Here is an 18,273-nt window from a genome sequence, read left to right as displayed (position 1 = left end):
CTATCGTTGGGCCCAAGCCCATCGCCGGCCGGCCCGTGGATCTTGGCCGCCACGGGCGGATCGTTGCTGAGTGCCAGCACGGCGGCGGCGGCGTCTGCGAATATGTGCCTGGCAGGCACCGTGGAGAGAATTGCGTCAATGCGTGCGACTTGGCGAGGACGCTTGGTTGTGGTTACACCATCGCTGATAGCCCCCGATTGGTGATACGGTAGCGCTGTTGCCACTCAGAGGTTATCAACCGTAGGCAACAAAAAAAGTAACAGGGTGCCATGGAGCCTTCGCAGTGCCGGATGGCGCTTGCCGCGCTGAGGATGGGCGTGCGCGACCTCGCCGCGTTGTCGGGCGTCGGCGCGAACACGGTTGCCCGCTTCATGCGAGGCGAAACCCTCAAGCCGCAGACGGTTGACAAGATCCGCGCGGCGCTGGAAGGCGCGGGCGTGGTGTTCATTGCGGCGAATGGTGGCGGCGCGGGGGTAAGGATGGCGGAAAGATGCGTGCGCTAAAGGTGGAAATATTCTTATAAACAGCGTGCTAACCATACCATGCGCATTTACCATTCGTAAACCATCATGGTTTGTCGTGGTGACTGCGCAGACTATATGGGCGTGGGCACCGGAGCGGGCCGCCGCGGCCCGATCGACGCGACAGGGGAAGAGCGCCATGAACAAGATCCATCCGCAGGCCGACATGGCGCGCGAGGCCAAGTCCGTGGCGCACCCGACGCGTGAGGAGGCCGAGGCCGCGGTGCGGACGCTGTTGCGCTGGGCGGGTGACGATCCCGACCGCGAGGGGCTTCTGGACACGCCGTCCCGTGTTGCGCGCGCCTATCGCGACTGGTTCCGCGGCTATGGCGAGGACCCGGCCGAGATGCTGGCCCGGACCTTCGAGGAGGTCGAGGGCTATGACGAGATGGTCGTGTTGCGCGACATCCGCTTCGAGAGCTATTGCGAGCACCACCTGGCACCGATCATCGGCGTCGCGCATGTCGGCTACATCCCGACCGACCGGGTCGTGGGCATCTCGAAGCTCGCGCGCCTGGTGGACGCCTTCGCCAAGCGCCTCCAGGTGCAGGAGAAGATGACCGCCCAGATCGCCAACACCCTAAGCGAGGTCCTGCGACCGCGCGGCGTCGCGGTCGTGGTCGAAGGCGAGCACCACTGCATGTCGACCCGCGGCGTGCACAAGCCGGGCGTGTCGATGGTCACCTCGACCATGCTGGGCGAGTTCCGGGACGATCCCCGGACCCGCAAGGAGTTCATGGACATCATCGGCAATCCGACCAACCGGATGCGGTGAGCGCCCCCGTGCGATGGGGAGCGGCGTGGCGTTCGGACTGCGCCGGCCCCGGTTTCAGCCGGACGTGACTGGAAGGGCGATCGTTCCCTGCGCAGCCGCCCGAGGCCGGTCGATTCCGGAACCCGGGCGGGGACAGGTCATCGTCCCCGAATGAATTCTGCCATGTTTCGGCACGTTCCCGCCCCGACGCCACGGCCCCTGCGTGAAATTTTGCCCGATCACGAAAATGTTGCTTCTTGTATGAACTGAAACATCCCGCATCTAGGGCCGGAGAAATTGCCGGAGACTTCTGTTCATGGATCGATTCGAAGACATGCGATGCTTCGTGCATGTGGCCGACCAGGGCAGCGTGACGCGCGCCGCCGAGGCGATGGGGATCGCACCGTCCGCGGTGAGCCGCCGGCTCAAGGAGCTCGAGCTTCGGCTCGGCGTTCAGCTGATGGCCCGCACGACGCGCCGCATGAGCCTGACCGAGGCGGGCCAGATCTTCTCCGAGCGCGCGCGGCGCATCCTTGCCGATGTCGATGAGGCCGAGTCTGAGGTCTCGGACAGTTCGCGGACGCTGGCCGGCCAGCTGCGGATCGCGGCGCCGCTCACCTTCGGGGTCGCGCATCTGACGCCGGTCATCACCGATTTCGTGACCGCCCATCCCGAGCTTTCGGTCGACCTCGACCTCTCGGATCGGATCGTCGATCTGGTGGGCGAGGGGTTCGACCTGGCCGTCCGCATCGGCGCGCTCAGGGACAGCACGCTGGTCGCGCGCAAGATCTGCGACGTGCGCGTGGCAGCGGCGGCGGCGCCATCCTTCCTCGACCGCCATGGCCGTCCCGCGCGGCCCGAGGACATGCGCGACTGGCCGGCGCTCGCCTATGTCGGCAGCGAGCGCGCGGACATCTGGCGGTTCCGCCGGCCCGATGGCAGCGACGGATCGGTGCAGCTTCCGGTGCGGATGCGCGCCAACAACGGCACGGTCCTGCGCGACGCCGCGGCGGCCGGGCTGGGCGTCGTCCTGCAGCCGAGCTTCATCCTGTGCGAGGCTGTCCGGCAGGGGCAGCTCGAGACCGTGCTGGACGATCACGCCTGGCACGACATCGCCATCTACGCGGTCTACCCGCAGACCCGGCACCTCTCGGCCAAGGCCCGGACCTTCATCGACTTCCTGCGGGCGCGGATCGGACCGCGCCCCTCCTGGGAGGCAGCGCTCGACCGCTGACGGCGCCGCGGCGCTGTGTCAGATGCAGCGTCCGCCATCGACCTCCATGGCGACGCCCGTGACGAACTCAGCCTCGTCCGAGCAGAGGAAGAGCGCGGCATTCGCGATGTCCTCGGGCCGCGACAGGCGGCCCAGCGGGATGCCCGCGATGAAGCGGGCGCGGTTCTGCGGCGTGTCGGGCATGCCCATGAAATCCTCGAGCAGTCCCGTCTCGCCCATCACCGGGTTGATGGCGTTCACGCGGATCCGGTCGGGGGCAAGCTCGGCCGCCATCGAGCGGGTGAGGGTGATCGCGGCCCCCTTCGAGCCGTTGTACCATGTCAGCCCCGGCCGCGGCCGGACGCCGGCGGTCGATGCGATGTTGAGGATCACGCCGCCGCCCTGCGCGCGCATGACCGGCACGGCCGCTTTCGCGGCGAGGAAGATCGACTTCACGTTGACCGCGTAGATCCGGTCGAACTCGGCCTCGCTCACCTCGAGCATCGGCCGATTGCGATGCGTGACGCCGGCATTGTTCACGACGATGTCGAGCCGCCCGAAGCTGTCGACGGCCGCCCGCACCATTGCCTCGGCCTGTGCTGCGTCCGCCACGTCCGCCGCGTGCGCCCGCGCCGCGCCTTGTCGCGCGGCCTCGATCGCGGCGGCGACGCTCGCGGCGCGGCCTGCGTCGATGTCGATCACGAGGACCCGTGCGCCCTCCTCGGCGAAGCGCCGCGCGATGCCCTCGCCGAAGCCCGAGCCCGCGCCCGTGACCAGCGCGGTCTTGCCTTCCAGTCTCATGCCCGCAGCCTCCCTCTCGCGGCCGATGCTCATTGTCCCGGCGGGCGCTTGCCGAAGGCGCCGGTGCCCTCGCCAGGGCGGCGGAAGATCGAGCCCACCCCCGGCGGCGCGACGCGGCGGGCCGGCTCGGGGGGCGCGAACCAGTCGAGGATCGCGTCGAACAGCGCGGGCGACATCGCGTTGCCATGGTCGTGCAGGATCAGCGAGAGGCCGGCCCCGGCGTGGCAGCCCTCCCAGTCGCGGATCTCGGTGCCGGGTGGCGTATCGCCGCCGCGCGGGCGGGCCTCGCCGCAGCCATTGAGGCGCCGCGCGAGGAAGACATGCTCCTGCGTCGGCACCGGGGTCGCCACGCCGCGGCGCGTCTCGACCTCGCTTGCGTCGAGCGGCCAGAAGCCGTTGCCGCGGCCATGCACCTGCATCAGCCGCACCGGGGCGCGGCAGCGGTCGGGCAATTTCTGGTAGAAGCCGCCATTCACTGGCGCATAGGCCGAGGCGGTCGAGGGGGCGAGGCAGGCGATCTCCCAGACCAGCGAGGCGCCGTTGCCCCAGCCGGTCAGCAGCACGCGTTTGCGGTCGATCTGGAAGCCCTGGGCGGCTACCTCGATCGCGGCTGCGATGAAGGCCGCATCGTCGCGGCCGCCCGTCGAGGTCTGGCGGATATGCCAGCCGGTCTCGGTCGAGCCGTTGGCATAGCGCTGCGGCCGGCCGGTCGGCGCGACCAGCGCGAAGCCCCGGCCCAGCACCATCGCGACGAGGAACGGGTCGTTGACGATATCGGCCCCGGTCTCGCCCGCCGTGTGCAGCATGACGACCGCGGGGAAGGGGCCCGCGCCCTCGGGCGCGCGCACATGGTAGCTGCCCTCAGCCAGGAAGCAGGGGGCGCGGCTGTCGGCCGGGTTGCAGAAGCGGTCAGCCCGCGCCGGGGCGGCGCCAAAGGCGAGCCCGGCCGCCAGCAGCGCGGCCAGTCCGGCCGCCAGTCGCCGAATGTTCCCCCGTGCCTGCCGCTTCGTCACGCGACCGCCCTCGTGCCGCTTGCCACATCCTGTGCCGGCAAGCTTGGCGCCCTGCCCCAACGGGATCAAGGCCGCAGGCGTCCGGCGCGTCGCGAGGCCGCTCAGCGCTGATCGGCGCGGATCCGGACGAACGAGCCCGGCGCGTCCTCGACGACGCCGAGCACAGCACCCGGCTCGCGCGCCGGAACCTTGCCGCCCCCATGCTTGCCGAGCCAGGCATCCCAGTGGTGCCACCACGATCCCGGCGTCTCGGTCGTGCCCTCGCGCCACGCCTCGAGGCTCGGCTCCTTCATCCCCGTCCTCGTCCAGTACTGGTATTTCTGCGGCTCGGGCGGGTTCACCACGCCCGCGATGTGGCCCGAGCCCGTCAGCACGAAGGTCTGCGACCGGCTGCCGAGCAGGCGCGCGCCGCGATAGGCCGAAGGCGCGGGCGCGATGTGATCCTCGATCGTCGCGACGTGGTAGCAGGGCACCTTGACCTTCCCGAGGTCGAGCTTCACGCCGTCGAGTTCCATCGCACCCTTCGCCAGCGCGTTCCGGTTGTAGAACTGGTCGAGGTAGAAGACGTGGACGCGGCCCGGCATCGCGGTGGAATCCGAGTTCCAGTAGAGCAGGTCGAAGGGGAAATTCTCCTTGCCGAGGAAATAGTTGTTGATCACGAAGCTCCATATCAGGTCGGTCGAGCGCAACGAGTTGAAGGCGCCGAACATGTTCTCGGCGGCCAGATATCCGCGATCGCCGACCGCGCCCTCGATGGTGTCGATCACCTCGTCATCGACGAACGCCTGAAGCTCGCCCGCGTCGGTGAAGTCGAGCTGCGCGGTGAAGAATGTGGCTGAGGCCACGCGGTCGTCGCCGGTTTGGGCCATGTACGCGAGCGTCGTGCCCAGCATGGTCCCGCCGATGCAGTAGCCGACCATGTTGACCTTGTCGGCGCCGGTCTCCTCCAGCGCCTTGCCGATGGCGGTGAGCGGGCCCTTGGCCATGTAGCTGGCCCAGGTCTCGTCCTTCTGCCGCCCGTCGGGGTTGATCCACGAGATCACGAACACCGTGTGCCCCTGCGCCACCAGCCAGCGGATCATCGACTTCTTCTCGTTGAGGTCGAGGATGTAGAACTTGTTGATCCAGGGCGGCACGAACAGCAGCGGGCGCTTGTGGACGCTGTCGGTCGCCGGCGCATACTGGATCAGCTGCATCACGTCGTTCTGGAAGACCACCTTGCCGGGCGTGGTCGCCATGTTCTTGCCGACCTCGAAGGCCTCCATGTCGGTCTGGCGGATCATCAGCACGCCCTTGCCCCGCTCCATGTCGCGGATCAGGTGCTCGAGGCCGCGCAGGAGGTTCTCGCCCTTCTGGTCGACGGTGGCCTTCAGCACCTCGGGGTTCAGCGCCGGGTAGTTCGAGGGCGAATGCGCCTCGATGAAGTTGCGCACCACGAGGTCGAGCTTCTTGCGGTCGTGCGGCGTCAGCCCCTCGGCCTTCTCGAGGCTGTCCTTCAGCCAGCCTGCGGTCAGGAGGTAGGACTGCTTGAGATGGTCGAAGAAGGGGTTCTGCTCCCAGATCTCGTCCTTGAAGCGCTTGTCGCTGCGGGCGGGCTGCACGACGGGAGGCACCTTCTCCTCGCCCAGCGCCCTTGCCCAGGTGCGCGCCCACAGGTCGGCCTGCCCGGCCCAGAACCGCATCGAGGATTCGATGAACTTCTGCGGCTTGTCGATGTAGTCGTAGGCGAGGCGCGCCATCGCCGGCGCGGTGTTGAGCGGGTCGGGCTTCAGCGTGGTCATGTCGTGGAGCGAGCGCTCGAGCGACTGCGCCCAGACCTTCTGGCTGCGGCCCACGAGCTTCTGGATGCGGTCGGCCAGTTCCTTGGCCTCCTCGATCTCGGCGGGCGTGGGTTTGCGCGGGTCCTGGGTCATCGGCGTCGTCCTTCCCTGGCGACCGGTCGTGGCTGGGGCTGCCGGCCTCGCCCCCATCATATACACGTCTGGCGCCGGCATGCACCGGCCGCTATGGTGACGCGGCCGCAAGGTGTTGCGCCGGGCGGCGGCAGGCAATCGGGCAGAAGGTCGCTCATGACGGCGGATCGGGGACGGGCTTTCGCGCGGCGGGCGAGACGGACGCGCGCGGCGCGTGCGGCCGCGGCGGCGCTGGCGCTCGGCGCCCTAGCGGGCTGCGGCACGAGCGAGCTGTTCGGCACCTACGACCTGCCGGAATCGCCCGAGGTCGCGAACGCGCCCTGGCCGCGGCTTGCCGACACGCGGATCCCGCCCCCGCCCGGCACGTTCGGGCCGGGATATCCCGACCCGGCCGAGGGCGTGGCCGTGGTGAGCGACCTCTCGGGCGTCGCCGACCGCTCGGCCGAGCGGGCCTCGGCGCTGGGCCAGCCGGTGATTTCCGAGCAGGGGCTGAGGCGGCTGGGACGCTGAGCCCCGGCGCGGCGCCCCCATTGACACTTTATTTTCGGGGCGAAGCTGCTAGAGAAGGCAACCCATCCGAACCGGGTCCGGGACCGCCGCCCATGGCCGAAGAATTCTACCGCATCAAGCGCCTGCCGCCTTACGTCTTTGCCGAGGTGAACCGCATGAAGGCCGAGATGCGCGCGGCCGGGCGCGACATCATCGACTTCGGCATGGGCAATCCCGACATGGACACGCCCGCCCACATCGTCGAGAAGCTGGTCGAGACGGTGAAGAAGCCGCGCACCCACCGATATTCGGCCTCGAAGGGCATTCCCGGCCTCAGGCGCGCGCAGGCGGGCTACTACGCGCGGCGCTTCGGCGTGACCCTCGACCCCGAGCGGCAGGTGATCGCCACGCTCGGCTCGAAGGAGGGGCTCGCCAACCTTGCCATGGCGATCACCGCGCCGGGCGACGTGATCCTGAGCCCGAACCCAAGCTACCCGATCCACCCCTACGGCTTCATGATCGCGGGCGGGACGCTCAGGCACATCCCGGCGCTGGACGACGGGCGCTTCAACCCGGAGGCTTACCTGCGCGCGCTGGACCGGGCGATCCACCATTCGGTGCCGAAGCCTGTGGCCCTGATCGTGAGCTTTCCGTCGAACCCCACCGCTCAGGTCTGCGATCTCGACTTCTACCGCGATCTGGTGGCGCTGGCGCGCAAGTATGGCGTCTGGATCCTGTCCGACCTTGCATACGCCGAGATCTATTTCGACGGGAACCCGCCGCCCTCGGTGCTGCAGATCCCCGGCGCGATGGAGTGCACGGTCGAGTTCACGTCACTCTCCAAGACCTATTCCATGCCGGGCTGGCGCATGGGATTTGCCGTCGGCAACGAGCGGCTGATCGCGGCGTTGACGCGGATCAAGAGCTACCTGGACTACGGCGCCTTCACGCCGGTTCAGGTGGCCGCCGCCTCGGCGCTGAACGGCCCGCAGGACTGCGTCGAGGAGATCCGCGGCATCTATCGCGCGCGGCGCGACGTGCTGATCGACGCGATGAAACGCGCGGGCTGGGACATCCCGCCGCCGCCCGCGACCATGTTCGCCTGGGCGCCGATCCCCGCGCCCTTCGCCGCGCTGGGCTCGATGGAATTTGCCAAGATCCTGCTGGCCGAGGCCGAGGTCGCCGTCGCCCCCGGCGTGGGCTTCGGCGAGTATGGCGAGGGTTTCGTGCGGCTTGGCCTCGTCGAGAACGAGCACCGCATCCGGCAGGCGGCGCGCGGGGTGAAGCGGGTCCTGCAGAACGCGGACGAGATCCTCGCCCGCTACGGTCAATTCAGGGAGAACCCGGCATGAGCACCCCCTTCCGCCTCGGCCTTGCGGGGCTCGGCACCGTCGGGCGGGGCGTCGTGCGCCTTTGCCACGCGCACAGCGAGATGCTGGCCGAGCGTGCCGGACGGCCTGTAGAAATCGTCGCCGTTTCGGCGCGCGACCGGCGCCGCGACCGGGGCGTGGACCTGAGCGCCTTCGCCTGGGAGGATGATCCCGTCGCGTTGGCGCGCCGTGCGGATCTCGATTGCGTGATCGAGGTGATGGGCGGCGCTGACGGCCCCGCCAAGGCGCTGGTCGAGGCGGCGCTGGTGGCCGGGAAGCATGTCGTGACCGCGAACAAGGCGCTGCTGGCCCGCCATGGCCAATTGCTGGCCGAGATGGCGGAAGGCGCGGGCGTGGGGCTGGCGGCGGAGGCCGCGGTGGCGGGCGGCATCCCGGCGCTCAAGGCGCTGGGCGAGGGCTTGGCTGCGAACCGCATCACCCGTGTCTTCGGCGTACTGAACGGCACCTGCAACTACATCCTGAACGAGATGGAGGCGCGAAAGGCGCCCTACGAGGCGGTTCTGGCCGACGCGCAGCGGCTGGGATACGCCGAGGCAGACCCGACCTTCGACGTGGGTGGCATCGACGCCGCCCACAAGCTCGCGATCCTCGCAGCGCTGGCCTTCGGCACGCACGTCGATTTCGAGGGCGTGGTGACGGAGGGGATCGAGCGGGTGACGCTGTCGGACATCGAAACGGCGCGCGACATGGGCTTCTCGATCCGGCTGCTGGGGCTCGCGCGGATGCACGAGGCGGGGCTCGAGCAGCGGGTCAGGCCCTGCATGGTGGACGAGCGGAGTCTCATTGGCGCGCTGCCCGGCGTCACCAACGCCGTGGTGGCCGAGGGGGATTTCGTGGGCCAGTGCGCCTTCTCGGGTCCCGGCGCGGGTGAGGGACCGACGGCCTCGGCGATCATGGCGGACGTCATTGACATCGCTCGCGGGGCCGTGCGCCCGCTGTTCGGCCGGCCGGCCGCGCGTCTCGAGGCCGCGGCGCGGCTCGCGCATGGCGACGAGCACTCGCCCTATTACCTGCGCTTCACACTGGCCGACCGGCCGGGGGCGCTGGCGCAGGTGGCCTCGGCGCTGGGCCGGCAGGGGGTCTCGATCCACCGGATGCGGCAGTACGGCAAGGGCGACCCGGTGCCAGTGGTGATCGTGACGCATGATGCGCGGCGCGACGCGATCGACGCGGCGCTGGCCGAGATCGGCGCGCTTCCGGTGAGCGCCGAGGCCCCGGTCGCGATCCGGATCGAGGAAGTCTGAGACCGACGCGACAGGGCGCCCGCTTGCCAGCACCCCCGGCGCGCGCCTAGACACGGATCGAGGAGAAGAGGGCGCGCGCCACCCGGCGCGAGGTCCCGCGAGGGAGGGAGAACCCCATGAGTGCCGATACCGTCGTCACCTTCCAGGACCGGATGCTATCGCTGGGCCTCGCCCGCGTGTCGGAGGCAGCGGCGATCGCCTCGGCCCGGCTGATCGGGCGCGGCGACGAGAAGGCCGCCGACGCCGCAGCGGTGGCGGCGATGCGGTCGGAACTCAACAAGCTCGAGATCCGCGGCACCGTGGTGATCGGCGAGGGCGAGCGCGACGAGGCGCCGATGCTCTATATCGGCGAGGAAGTCGGCACCGGCACGGGCCCCGAGGTGGACATCGCGCTCGATCCGCTCGAGGGGACGACGCTCACCGCCAAGGCGATGCCGAACGCGCTCACCGTGATCGCGATGGGGCCGCGCGGCTCGATGCTGCACGCGCCCGACGTCTACATGGACAAGCTGGCGATCGGCCCGGGCTTCGCGGACGGCATCGTAAGCCTCGAGATGAGCCCGCGCGAGCGGGTCGAGGCGCTCGCGCGCGCCAAGGGCTGCCCGCCCGCCGACATCACCGTCTGCATCCTCGAGCGTCCGCGCCATGCCGAGCTGATTGCAGGGGTGCGCGAGACCGGGGCCTCGATCCGCCTCATCACCGACGGCGATGTCGCGGGCGTGATCCATTGCGCCGAGCCCGACCAGACCGGCATCGACATGTACATGGGCTCGGGCGGCGCGCCGGAGGGGGTGCTGGCGGCGGCCGCTCTCAAATGTATGGGCGGGCAGATCCTGGGCCGCCTGCTGTTCCGCAACGAGGACGAGATCGCCCGCGCCCGGAAGGCCGGGATCAAGGACCTCGACCGGGTATACACGCGCGACGACATGATCCGCGCCGACGTGATCTTCGCGGCGACCGGCGTCACCGACGGGTCGATCCTCGAGGGCGCGCATCGCGACGGACCCTATCTGCAGACCGACACGATCCTGATGCGCTCGCGCACGGGCTCGGTCCGCCGCCTGCAGTATCGCACGCGCAACTTCTGAGCGGGCCGGGGCTGGCGCGGCCGTGCGGCGTGGTCCATAGATCCCGGATGCCCGATCTTCCGGCAGTCTTCGGCGTCACCGCCTCGGTCACCGGCCGCCGCTGGGTCGGGCCGGATGCGGCCGTCGAGCGGATGGGCCTCGCAATCGCCCAGGCCGCCGAGGTGCCCGAAATCGTGGGACGAGTGCTGGCCGCGCGCGGCGTCCTGCCCGAGGAGGCGGCGGGATATCTCGACCCGAAGCTCCGCGACCTGATGCCGGACCCGTCGACGCTCGGCGACATGGATGCCGCGGCCGAGCGCCTGGTCCGCGCGGTGCGCGCGCGAGAGAGCGTTGCGATCTTCGGCGACTATGACGTGGACGGGGCGGCCTCGGCGGCCCTTTTGCGGCTGTGGCTGGCGGCGCAGGGCATCGAGGCCACGGTCTACATCCCCGACCGGATCGACGAGGGGTATGGCCCGAACGTCCCGGCGATGCAGGCGCTGGGCGCGACCCATGACCTGATCGTCTGCGTCGATTGCGGCACGCTGAGCCACGAGCCGGTCGCCGCCGCCCGCGCCGCCGGGGCCGATGTGATGGTGGCCGACCATCACCTGCCCGGCGAGACGCTGCCGCCCGCGCTGGCCGTGGTGAACCCTAACCGGCACGACGACACGTCGGGGCTCGGGGCGCTCTGCGCGGCCGGGGTGGTGTTCCTGCTGCTTGTCGCCGCCAACCGGCTGATCCGCCGGGCGGGCGGGCGCGAGGTCGGGCTGATCGACATGCTGGACCTCGTCGCGGTGGCGACGGTTGCCGACGTGGCGCCGCTGGTCGGGCTCAACCGGGCCTTCGTCCGGCAGGGGCTGGCGGTGCTGGCGCGGCGCGGGCGGCCGGGCCTTGCCGCGCTGGCGGACGTGGCACGGCTGCGCGCGCCGCCGGGCTCGCGAGATCTGGGCTTCGTGCTGGGGCCGCGCATCAATGCCGGCGGGCGCGTCGGCCGGGCCGGGTTGGGGGTCGAGCTGCTGACGACGGCGGACCCCGCCCATGCGGCGCGGCTGGCGGCAGAGCTCGACCTGCTGAACGAGGAGCGCCGGCGCATCGAGGCCGAGGTGCTCGATGCCGCCATCCGGCAGGTCGAGGCCCGCGACCCTCAGGCGCCGCTGATCTGGGCTGCGGGCCATGGCTGGCATCCGGGCGTCGTCGGCATCGTCGCCGCCCGGCTCAAGGAGCGCTTCAACCGGCCCGCCGTCGTGATCGGCGTCGATGGGGCCGAGGGCAAGGGGTCCGGCCGCTCGGTGGCCGGGGTCGATCTCGGCTCGGCGGTGGGGGCGCTGGCGCGCGAGGGGCTGCTGCTGAAGGGCGGCGGGCACCGGATGGCCGCAGGCTTGACGGTCGAGGAGGACCGGCTCGAGGACGCCATGGCGGCGCTGGCCGAGCGCCTCGCCCGTCAGGGCGCGGGGGCGGAGGGGCCGCGGGACCTCAGGATCGACGGAACCCTCGCGCCCGGGGGGGCTACGCCCGAGCTGGTGGCCCGGCTCGAGGCGGCGGGCCCCTTCGGGCAGGCGAACCCGGCGCCGCGCCTTGCCTTTGGCGGGGTCATCCCCTCGGGCGTGCGGATCGTGGGCCAGGGGCATTGCCAGGTGCGGCTGGCGGCGCCGGCGGCAGGCGGCGCTCTTGCGGCGATCGCCTTCGGCGCCTGCGAGAGCGGCATCGCCGGGCTCTTCGAAGCGCGCGCCTCGGTGCGGGCGCCGGTGCATGTCGCCGGGCGGCTCGAGATCGACGACTGGGGCGGCACGCGGCGGGCGAAACTGCGGATCGAGGATGCCGCGCCCGGCGCCTGAGGCCGCGCGATTCGGCCTTGATCGGCCGGGGCCTTTTCGCTATCCACCCACCACCTGACCGGTCTGCACCCTTCGTCTAGCGGTCTAGGACGTCGCCCTTTCACGGCGAAAACACGGGTTCGAGTCCCGTAGGGTGTACCACCGGCGGGGCTTGACGGGCGGGTCCAAAAGGTCCATATGCGCGTCTCGCTGAGCGCCCTTCGTCTAGCGGTCTAGGACATCGCCCTCTCACGGCGAAAACACGGGTTCGAGTCCCGTAGGGCGTACCACTCTCCCCCATCATCACCGGCCATAGCCCGGGCAGGCATCCGCCTTGCGCGGCGGTGGGAGCGCGCTCACTCGGCCGGGTTCGCCCGCGCCTCCGCGGTGGTCTGGTAGCGCGCTTCCCAGCTCGCGACCTCCTCGTCGTAGCGGGGATGGATCGTGCCGAACACGCGGTCCCACAACGAGAAGAAGTTCGCGTAGTTGTAGCGGAAGGCCGAGTGGTGCTGGTCGTGATAGACCGTGCAGATGCCGAGCCAGGGCCACCGCATGGTCGCGCCCGCGAAGTGCTCGTATCCCGAATGGCCGATGATCGCCGTCACCTGGTCGAACAGGCGGACGAGCACGACCGAGAGCACGGGCACCGGCAGCAGCAGCGGCAGTAGGACGTAGAAGCTGTGGGTCATCGCGGTGTCGACCGCGTGACCCGAGTCGTTGCTCCAGACCGTTGGTGTGACGTTGAGGTGGTGCGGCCGGTGGAAGCGGTAGAGCGGCCGCGTGTGCAGCAGCCGGTGCACGAAATAGAACCAGGCATCGAGCAGCACGATGCCCACGGCGGCCATCAGCGGCACCGACCACCATGTCGCCGCGAGCGGACCCACGCCCCAGCCCGCGCGCTGCAGGGCGATGCCGAGCGCGATGCAGGTGCAGGTCACCAGAAGCTGGCGGATCGAGGCCAGCATGTCGCGGACGCGCTCGCTGCTGGGCTCGCGCGACTGGATCCTGCGCTCCGGGTGGCGGCGGTTCAGCGCCTCGAGGGCGAGGCCGAGGGCAAGGAACAGGCCGATGCTGGCCGCGGTGACGGCGGCCCAGATCACGGCGAACTCGGCGAGAGGCATCCCCATTATCGGTCCATGAATTCCCGTCTGCGTCGCGGCGCTCGCCTGCCAGACAATGCAGGCGCAGGCGCCGAGGTCAATCACCTGCGCCAGAAAAGCGGCGTGAACAGCACCAGCACGCTGAGAAACTCGAGCCGGCCCAACAGCATCCCGAAGCTGAGCAGCCATTTCGCGGTGTCGGTGAGCGGCATGAAGTTCCCCGACGGGCCGATCACCGGGCCAAGCCCCGGCCCGACATTCGCCAGCGTCGCGACCGATCCCGACATCGCGGTGAGCGTGTCATACCCCATCAGGGAGAGCAGGATCGACCAGATCGACAGGCAGACCACGAAGACGAAGAAAAATCCCATGATCGACGAGACGATCTCGGGGTCCACGGGCCGCCCCTGGTAGCGCAGTGGGAAGACGCCGTTCGGGCTGTGCACGCGCTTGATCTGGACCACGAGCGCCGCATAGAGGATCTGGTAGCGGAAGACCTTGCCCGAGCAGGATGTCGATCCCGAGCATCCGCCGATCAGCGCCCAGATGAAGAAGATGGCGACGGCGAAGCCGCCCCACCGGTCATAGGCGTCCGAGGCATATCCCGTGCCGGTCATCACCGAGGTGAGGTTGAAGGCCGCCTCGCGCAGCGCGTCGCGCGGTCCGTGGTGGTCGTGCCAGACCAGCCAGGCCGCGACGAGCAGGATGCCCGCGCCGAGGATGGCGACGAAGGCGCGCACCTGGCTGTCACGCCAGAGTGGCTGTGCCGAGCCGCGGGCAAGCTGGATGAAGCGCACGAACGGCAGGGCGGCGAGAACCATGAACAGCACGCCGTTGTAATGCGCGGCCTCCGAGAAATGCTCGAAGCCCGAGTCGTAGTTTCCCATCCCCCCGGTGGACAGCGTTGTCATTGCGTGCACCACGGCGTCGAAGCCCGACATGCCGGCCAGCGAGTAGCCTATGCCACAGGCCGCCGTCAGACCCACATAGATCCAGGCGAGCGAGCCCGCGATCTCGGTCGCGCGGGGCACGATGTCGCCCGAGAGGTCGAAGCTCTCCGAGCGGAAGAACTGCATGCCGCCGATCCTGAGCGCCGGCAGAAACACGATCGCCACGACGATGATGCCGACGCCGCCGAACCATTGCATCATGCCGCGCCACAGCAACATCCCGCGCGGCGCCGTGTCGAGCCCCGCAAACACCGTGGCCCCCGTCGTGGTGAGGGCGGACATCGCCTCGAAATAGCCGTCGGTGAAGGACGAGCCCGGGGCGCCGAACACGAAGGGCAGCGCGCCGCAGACTGGCAGGATCGCCCAGACGAGCACCGTCACGAGGAAGGCCTGCCGCCGGTTGAGGCCGCGGAGGTCGCTGCCGCGCGTGACCACCGCCAGCGACAACCCGCCCGCCGCGGTGACGAAGGCCGCGAGAAGGAAGCCCCGCCAGTTGTCGTGCCGGTCCCAGGCGTCGAGCCCCGCGGGCACGAGCATGCTGATCGCCAGCACCACGCCCAGTTGCCCGATCAGTCGCCCTACAGGTCGGAAGTCGTGCATCGGTGCGGGGAGCCTCGGCGCGCGCAGGCAGGTGGGCGGCGCCCTGTGGGATCAGAAGGGGATGTCGTCGCTGCCGTCCTGTTTTTCCGCCGGTGCGACGTAGGAGGCAACGACTTTCTTCTCGCCCGCCTTCTCGAACTCGACGGTGAGCTTGTCGCCGTCGACGCCCGTGATTCGGCCGTAGCCGAATTTCTGGTGGAAGACGCGCGTCCCGGCGTCGAGATGCGTGGCCGTGGCCTCGGTCACGGTGGGGCGGGCGGTGCGCACGCGGGCGGCGTCGGGGCTGCCGCGGCGGTCCGCCATGCGCTTCCAGCCCGGCGAGTTGTAGGTCGAGGCCTCGGCGGCGGCGCGCTCGAGCCGCGATCCCGGCGTTCCTTGCGCCCCCTGCGCCGCCGCCGCGCCAAAGCCGCCGCCATAGAGGCCGGGCGGTGTCAGGACCTCGACCGTTTCGGGCGGCAGCTCGTCGATGAAGCGTGAGGGCAGGGCCGACTGCCAGCGACCATAGACGTGGCGGTTCGCGGCGAAGCTCACGGTCAGGTGGCGGCGGGCGCGGGTGAGGCCGACATAGGCGAGGCGGCGCTCCTCCTCGAGCCCCTTGATGCCATTCTCGTCCATCGAGCGCTGCGAGGGAAAGAGGCCGTCCTCCCACCCCGGCAGGAAGACAGCCGGGAATTCGAGGCCCTTGGCGCCGTGCAGCGTCATGATCGAGACCTTCGCGCCGCCATCGTCGCGCTCGTTGTCCATCACCAGGCTCACATGCTCGAGGAAGCCCTGCAGGTTCTCGAACTCTTCGAGTGCCTGCACCAGTTCCTTGAGGTTCTCGAGCCTGCCCGGCGCCTCGGGGCCGCGATCGGCCTGCCACATCGCGGTGTAGCCCGACTCGTCGAGGATGATCTCGGCCAGCTCGACATGGCCGACCTCGGTGCCGCGCAGCATCTCGCCCCAGCGGTCGATCTGCGCGACCAGCTGGCCCAGCGCGCCGGCCGCCTTCTTCGTGATGCCCTCGCCGCCGCCTGCCGCGAGGCGCGCGGCCTCGACGAGGTTGATGCCCCGCTCGCGCGCGATCACGTTGAGCCGCTGGATCGCCTTGTCGCCGAGGCCGCGCTTGGGCGTGTTCACGATCCGCTCGAAGGCGAGGCCGTCATCGGGGCTGACGGCGACGCGGAAATAGGCCATGGCGTCGCGGATCTCCATCCGCTCGTAGAAGCGGGGGCCACCGATCACGCGGTAGGGCAGGCCGATGGTCAGGAACCGGTCCTCGAAGGCGCGCATCTGGAAGGAGGCGCGCACCAGGATGGCGGTCTCGTCGAGCGAGACCGGCTCGTGCCCGCGGGTACCGCGCGCCAGCGCCTCGATCTCCTCGCCGATCCAGCGGGCTTCCTCCTCGCCGTCCCAGTGGCCGATCAGGCGCACCCGCTCGCCACCGCTCGCGTCGGTCCAGAGCGTCTTGCCCAGTCGCTCGCGGTTCGCCGCGATGACGCCCGAGGCGGCCGCGAGGATGTCGGGCGTCGAGCGGTAGTTCTGCTCGAGCCGGATCACCCGCGCGCCGGGGAAGTCGCGCTCGAAGCGCAGGATGTTGCCGACCTCGGCCCCGCGCCAGCCATAGATCGACTGGTCGTCGTCGCCCACGCAGCAGATGTTGCGGTGCTGCGCGGCGAGAAGCCTCAGCCAAAGGTACTGGGCGACGTTGGTGTCCTGATACTCGTCCACGAGGATGTAGCGAAACCGCCGCTGGTAGTCGGCCAGCACGTCCGGATGGTGCTGGAAGATCGCGACGACATGCAAAAGCAGGTCGCCGAAATCGACCGCGTTCAGCGTGCGCAGGCGCTCCTGGTACATCCGGTAGAGCGCCGCAGCATGACCGCCGGCGAAGCACGTCTCCTCGGCCGGGAGCTGGTCGGGGCCGAGGGCGCGGTTCTTCCAGCGGTCGATGAGCGACGCGAACAGCCGCGCCGGCCAGCGCTTGTCGTCGATCCCCTCGGCGTCGAGGATCTGTCGGATCAGGCGGAGCTGGTCGTCGGTGTCGAGGATGGTGAAGTTCTGCTTGAGGCCTGCAAGTTCCGCGTGGCGGCGCAGGATCCTGACGCAGACCGAATGGAAGGTGCCAAGCCAGGGCATCCCCTCGACGGCGCTGCCGAGGAGGGCGCCGATCCGCTCCTTCATCTCGCGCGCGGCCTTGTTGGTGAAGGTGACGGCGAGGATCTGGCTGGGGAAGGCCCGGCGCTCGTGGATCAGATGGGCAAGCCGCGTCGTCAGCGCCCGTGTCTTGCCGGTGCCCGCGCCCGCAAGCACGAGGACCGGGCCGTCGAGCGCCTCGACCGCCGCGCGCTGGTCGGGGTTGAGGCCCGCCAGATAGGGCGGCGCGGGACGCGCGCGCTGCGAGAGGGGGGCGCTCTCCCACCCCTCGAAGGCGTCGATCTCGCTTTGCTCCATCTCGGACATGGGCGGGAGCATAGCGCCCGGATGTGCTTCGGGAAAGGGTGTGTTCGCTACATGTTCGCCCGGTTTCCCCTGTCTTGCGGACCTGTCGCGCCGCGCCGCGCGCCGCCGGAGCCGCCCGGCGGGGCGTTCCTGGCGGACGACCGCGCAGGTCCCTCGTTCACGTCGGCGTTCACGGCCTTGCCGCGGGGGCGGGCCGCGCCATAGTTGAAGGCCGAAACCTGCAAGAGGAACCAGCCGACATGTTCGGGATCTTCGGCACAAGAAAGACGGTCATGCCCCAGGCCGATCAGGCGCTGCCGGGCCGGGCCGAGCCGCTTGCCACGGCGACGAGCCATTTCATCAACGGCCGACCGCTGGCCGGCCCCTATCCCGAGGGGTCCGAGATGGCGATGTTCGGCATGGGCTGCTTCTGGGGCGTCGAGCGGATCTTCTGGAAGATCCCCGGCGTCTGGGTGACGATGGTGGGTTATGCCGCGGGCTACACGCCGAATGCGACCTATCAGGAGGTGTGCTCGGGCCAGACCGGGCACAACGAGGTCGTGCGCGTGGTCTACGACCCTGCGAGGGTCGGATACGAGGACCTGCTCCGGGCCTTCTGGGAAGGGCACGATCCGACGCAGGGGATGCGGCAGGGCAACGACGTGGGCACGCAATATCGATCCGGGATCTACACCTACACGGAGTCGCAGGCGACAGCGGCCGAGGCGTCGAGGGCGGTCTATCAGGAGCGGCTGACCGCTGCGGGCTTCGGCCGGATCACGACCGAGATCAGGCCCGCCGACGGCTTCTATTTCGCCGAGGACTATCACCAGCAGTATCTCGCCAAGAACCCCGGCGGCTATTGCGGCGTGGGCGGCGTTGGCGTGAGCTTCCCGGTGGGCACGGGGGCCTGAGCGCAGCGCCGGCGGCCGCGGCTGCGGCGCACCGGAGGCCCCCCTTTTCGCCCGCTGCAATCCGG

15 protein-coding genes and 2 tRNA genes are annotated in these 18,273 nt (G+C 70.0%); 11 read left to right on the top strand and 6 right to left on the bottom strand.

Features of this window, described 5'->3' with window-relative positions:
* Positions 1-269: 269 nt before the first annotated feature.
* The 3 genes from M1105_RS16235 (at position 270) to M1105_RS16225 (ending at position 2,509) form a co-directional block, all read left to right on the top strand.
* On the top strand, positions 270-503 hold the full coding sequence (locus M1105_RS16235) for a helix-turn-helix domain-containing protein (RefSeq protein WP_249581421.1): 234 nt from the start codon (positions 270-272) through the stop codon (positions 501-503).
* Between the two features lie 157 nt (positions 504-660).
* Entirely contained in the window at positions 661-1,296 is a 636-nt protein-coding gene (folE, locus tag M1105_RS16230; RefSeq protein ID WP_249581420.1) for a GTP cyclohydrolase I FolE, read from the top strand.
* 295 nt (positions 1,297-1,591) lie between these two features.
* Positions 1,592-2,509 (top strand): LysR family transcriptional regulator, encoded by a 918-nt coding sequence (locus M1105_RS16225; protein ID WP_249581419.1) that lies wholly within the window; start codon positions 1,592-1,594, stop codon positions 2,507-2,509.
* A gap of 18 nt (positions 2,510-2,527) precedes the next feature.
* Here the strand turns inward: M1105_RS16225 and M1105_RS16220 are convergent, their stop codons facing one another.
* From M1105_RS16220 to M1105_RS16210, 3 genes are all read right to left on the bottom strand, one after another.
* Positions 2,528-3,289, bottom strand: a complete 762-nt coding sequence (locus M1105_RS16220; protein ID WP_249581418.1) for a glucose 1-dehydrogenase — start codon at positions 3,287-3,289, stop codon at positions 2,528-2,530.
* 29 nt (positions 3,290-3,318) lie between these two features.
* Positions 3,319-4,302: a PHB depolymerase family esterase gene (locus M1105_RS16215; RefSeq protein WP_249581417.1), complete on the bottom strand. Its 984-nt coding sequence runs from the start codon at positions 4,300-4,302 to the stop codon at positions 3,319-3,321.
* A 101-nt stretch (positions 4,303-4,403) separates the two neighbouring features.
* Entirely contained in the window at positions 4,404-6,215 is a 1,812-nt protein-coding gene (locus tag M1105_RS16210) for a PHA/PHB synthase family protein (RefSeq protein ID WP_249581416.1), read from the bottom strand.
* Positions 6,216-6,371: 156 nt separating this feature from the next.
* Here M1105_RS16210 and M1105_RS16205 point away from each other — a divergent pair, with 156 nt between their 5' ends.
* From M1105_RS16205 to M1105_RS16175, 7 genes are all read left to right on the top strand, one after another.
* Positions 6,372-6,725: a hypothetical protein gene (locus M1105_RS16205; RefSeq protein ID WP_249581415.1), complete on the top strand. Its 354-nt coding sequence runs from the start codon at positions 6,372-6,374 to the stop codon at positions 6,723-6,725.
* Positions 6,726-6,817: 92 nt separating this feature from the next.
* Positions 6,818-8,056 (top strand): LL-diaminopimelate aminotransferase, encoded by a 1,239-nt coding sequence (locus M1105_RS16200; RefSeq protein WP_249581414.1) that lies wholly within the window; start codon positions 6,818-6,820, stop codon positions 8,054-8,056.
* Positions 8,053-9,339, top strand: coding sequence for a homoserine dehydrogenase (locus M1105_RS16195; RefSeq protein WP_249581413.1), 1,287 nt, complete (start codon positions 8,053-8,055; stop codon positions 9,337-9,339). Before M1105_RS16200 ends, M1105_RS16195 begins: the two co-directional genes overlap by 4 nt.
* 116 nt (positions 9,340-9,455) lie before the next feature.
* Positions 9,456-10,427 carry a class II fructose-bisphosphatase gene (gene glpX, locus M1105_RS16190; RefSeq protein ID WP_249581412.1) on the top strand — a complete coding sequence of 324 codons (972 nt, stop codon included), beginning with the start codon at positions 9,456-9,458 and terminating at the stop codon, positions 10,425-10,427.
* Positions 10,428-10,474: 47 nt separating this feature from the next.
* Entirely contained in the window at positions 10,475-12,244 is a 1,770-nt protein-coding gene (gene recJ / locus M1105_RS16185; protein WP_249581411.1) for a single-stranded-DNA-specific exonuclease RecJ, read from the top strand.
* A gap of 65 nt (positions 12,245-12,309) precedes the next feature.
* Positions 12,310-12,385 (top strand) — tRNA-Glu (locus tag M1105_RS16180).
* Between the two features lie 52 nt (positions 12,386-12,437).
* Positions 12,438-12,513: transfer RNA gene (locus tag M1105_RS16175), tRNA-Glu, on the top strand.
* 66 nt (positions 12,514-12,579) lie between these two features.
* On the opposite strand, the gene M1105_RS16170 is transcribed toward M1105_RS16175, so the two are convergent.
* From M1105_RS16170 to M1105_RS16160, 3 genes are all read right to left on the bottom strand, one after another.
* Positions 12,580-13,344: a sterol desaturase family protein gene (locus tag M1105_RS16170; protein ID WP_249581410.1), complete on the bottom strand. Its 765-nt coding sequence runs from the start codon at positions 13,342-13,344 to the stop codon at positions 12,580-12,582.
* Between the two features lie 80 nt (positions 13,345-13,424).
* Entirely contained in the window at positions 13,425-14,873 is a 1,449-nt protein-coding gene (locus M1105_RS16165; RefSeq protein WP_249581409.1) for a TrkH family potassium uptake protein, read from the bottom strand.
* Between the two features lie 51 nt (positions 14,874-14,924).
* Positions 14,925-17,327, bottom strand: a complete 2,403-nt coding sequence (locus M1105_RS16160) for an ATP-dependent helicase (protein ID WP_406600632.1) — start codon at positions 17,325-17,327, stop codon at positions 14,925-14,927.
* A gap of 260 nt (positions 17,328-17,587) precedes the next feature.
* Here M1105_RS16160 and msrA point away from each other — a divergent pair, with 260 nt between their 5' ends.
* Positions 17,588-18,208 carry a peptide-methionine (S)-S-oxide reductase MsrA gene (gene msrA, locus M1105_RS16155; RefSeq protein ID WP_406600631.1) on the top strand — a complete coding sequence of 207 codons (621 nt, stop codon included), beginning with the start codon at positions 17,588-17,590 and terminating at the stop codon, positions 18,206-18,208.
* Positions 18,209-18,273: the final 65 nt, after the last annotated feature.

Source organism: Thermohalobaculum sediminis (genome assembly GCF_023487995.1).
GTDB lineage: Bacteria > Pseudomonadota > Alphaproteobacteria > Rhodobacterales > Rhodobacteraceae > Thermohalobaculum > Thermohalobaculum sediminis.
Note: the sequence above shows the minus strand (reverse complement) of the source record. Positions and strands in the feature narration are given on the sequence as shown.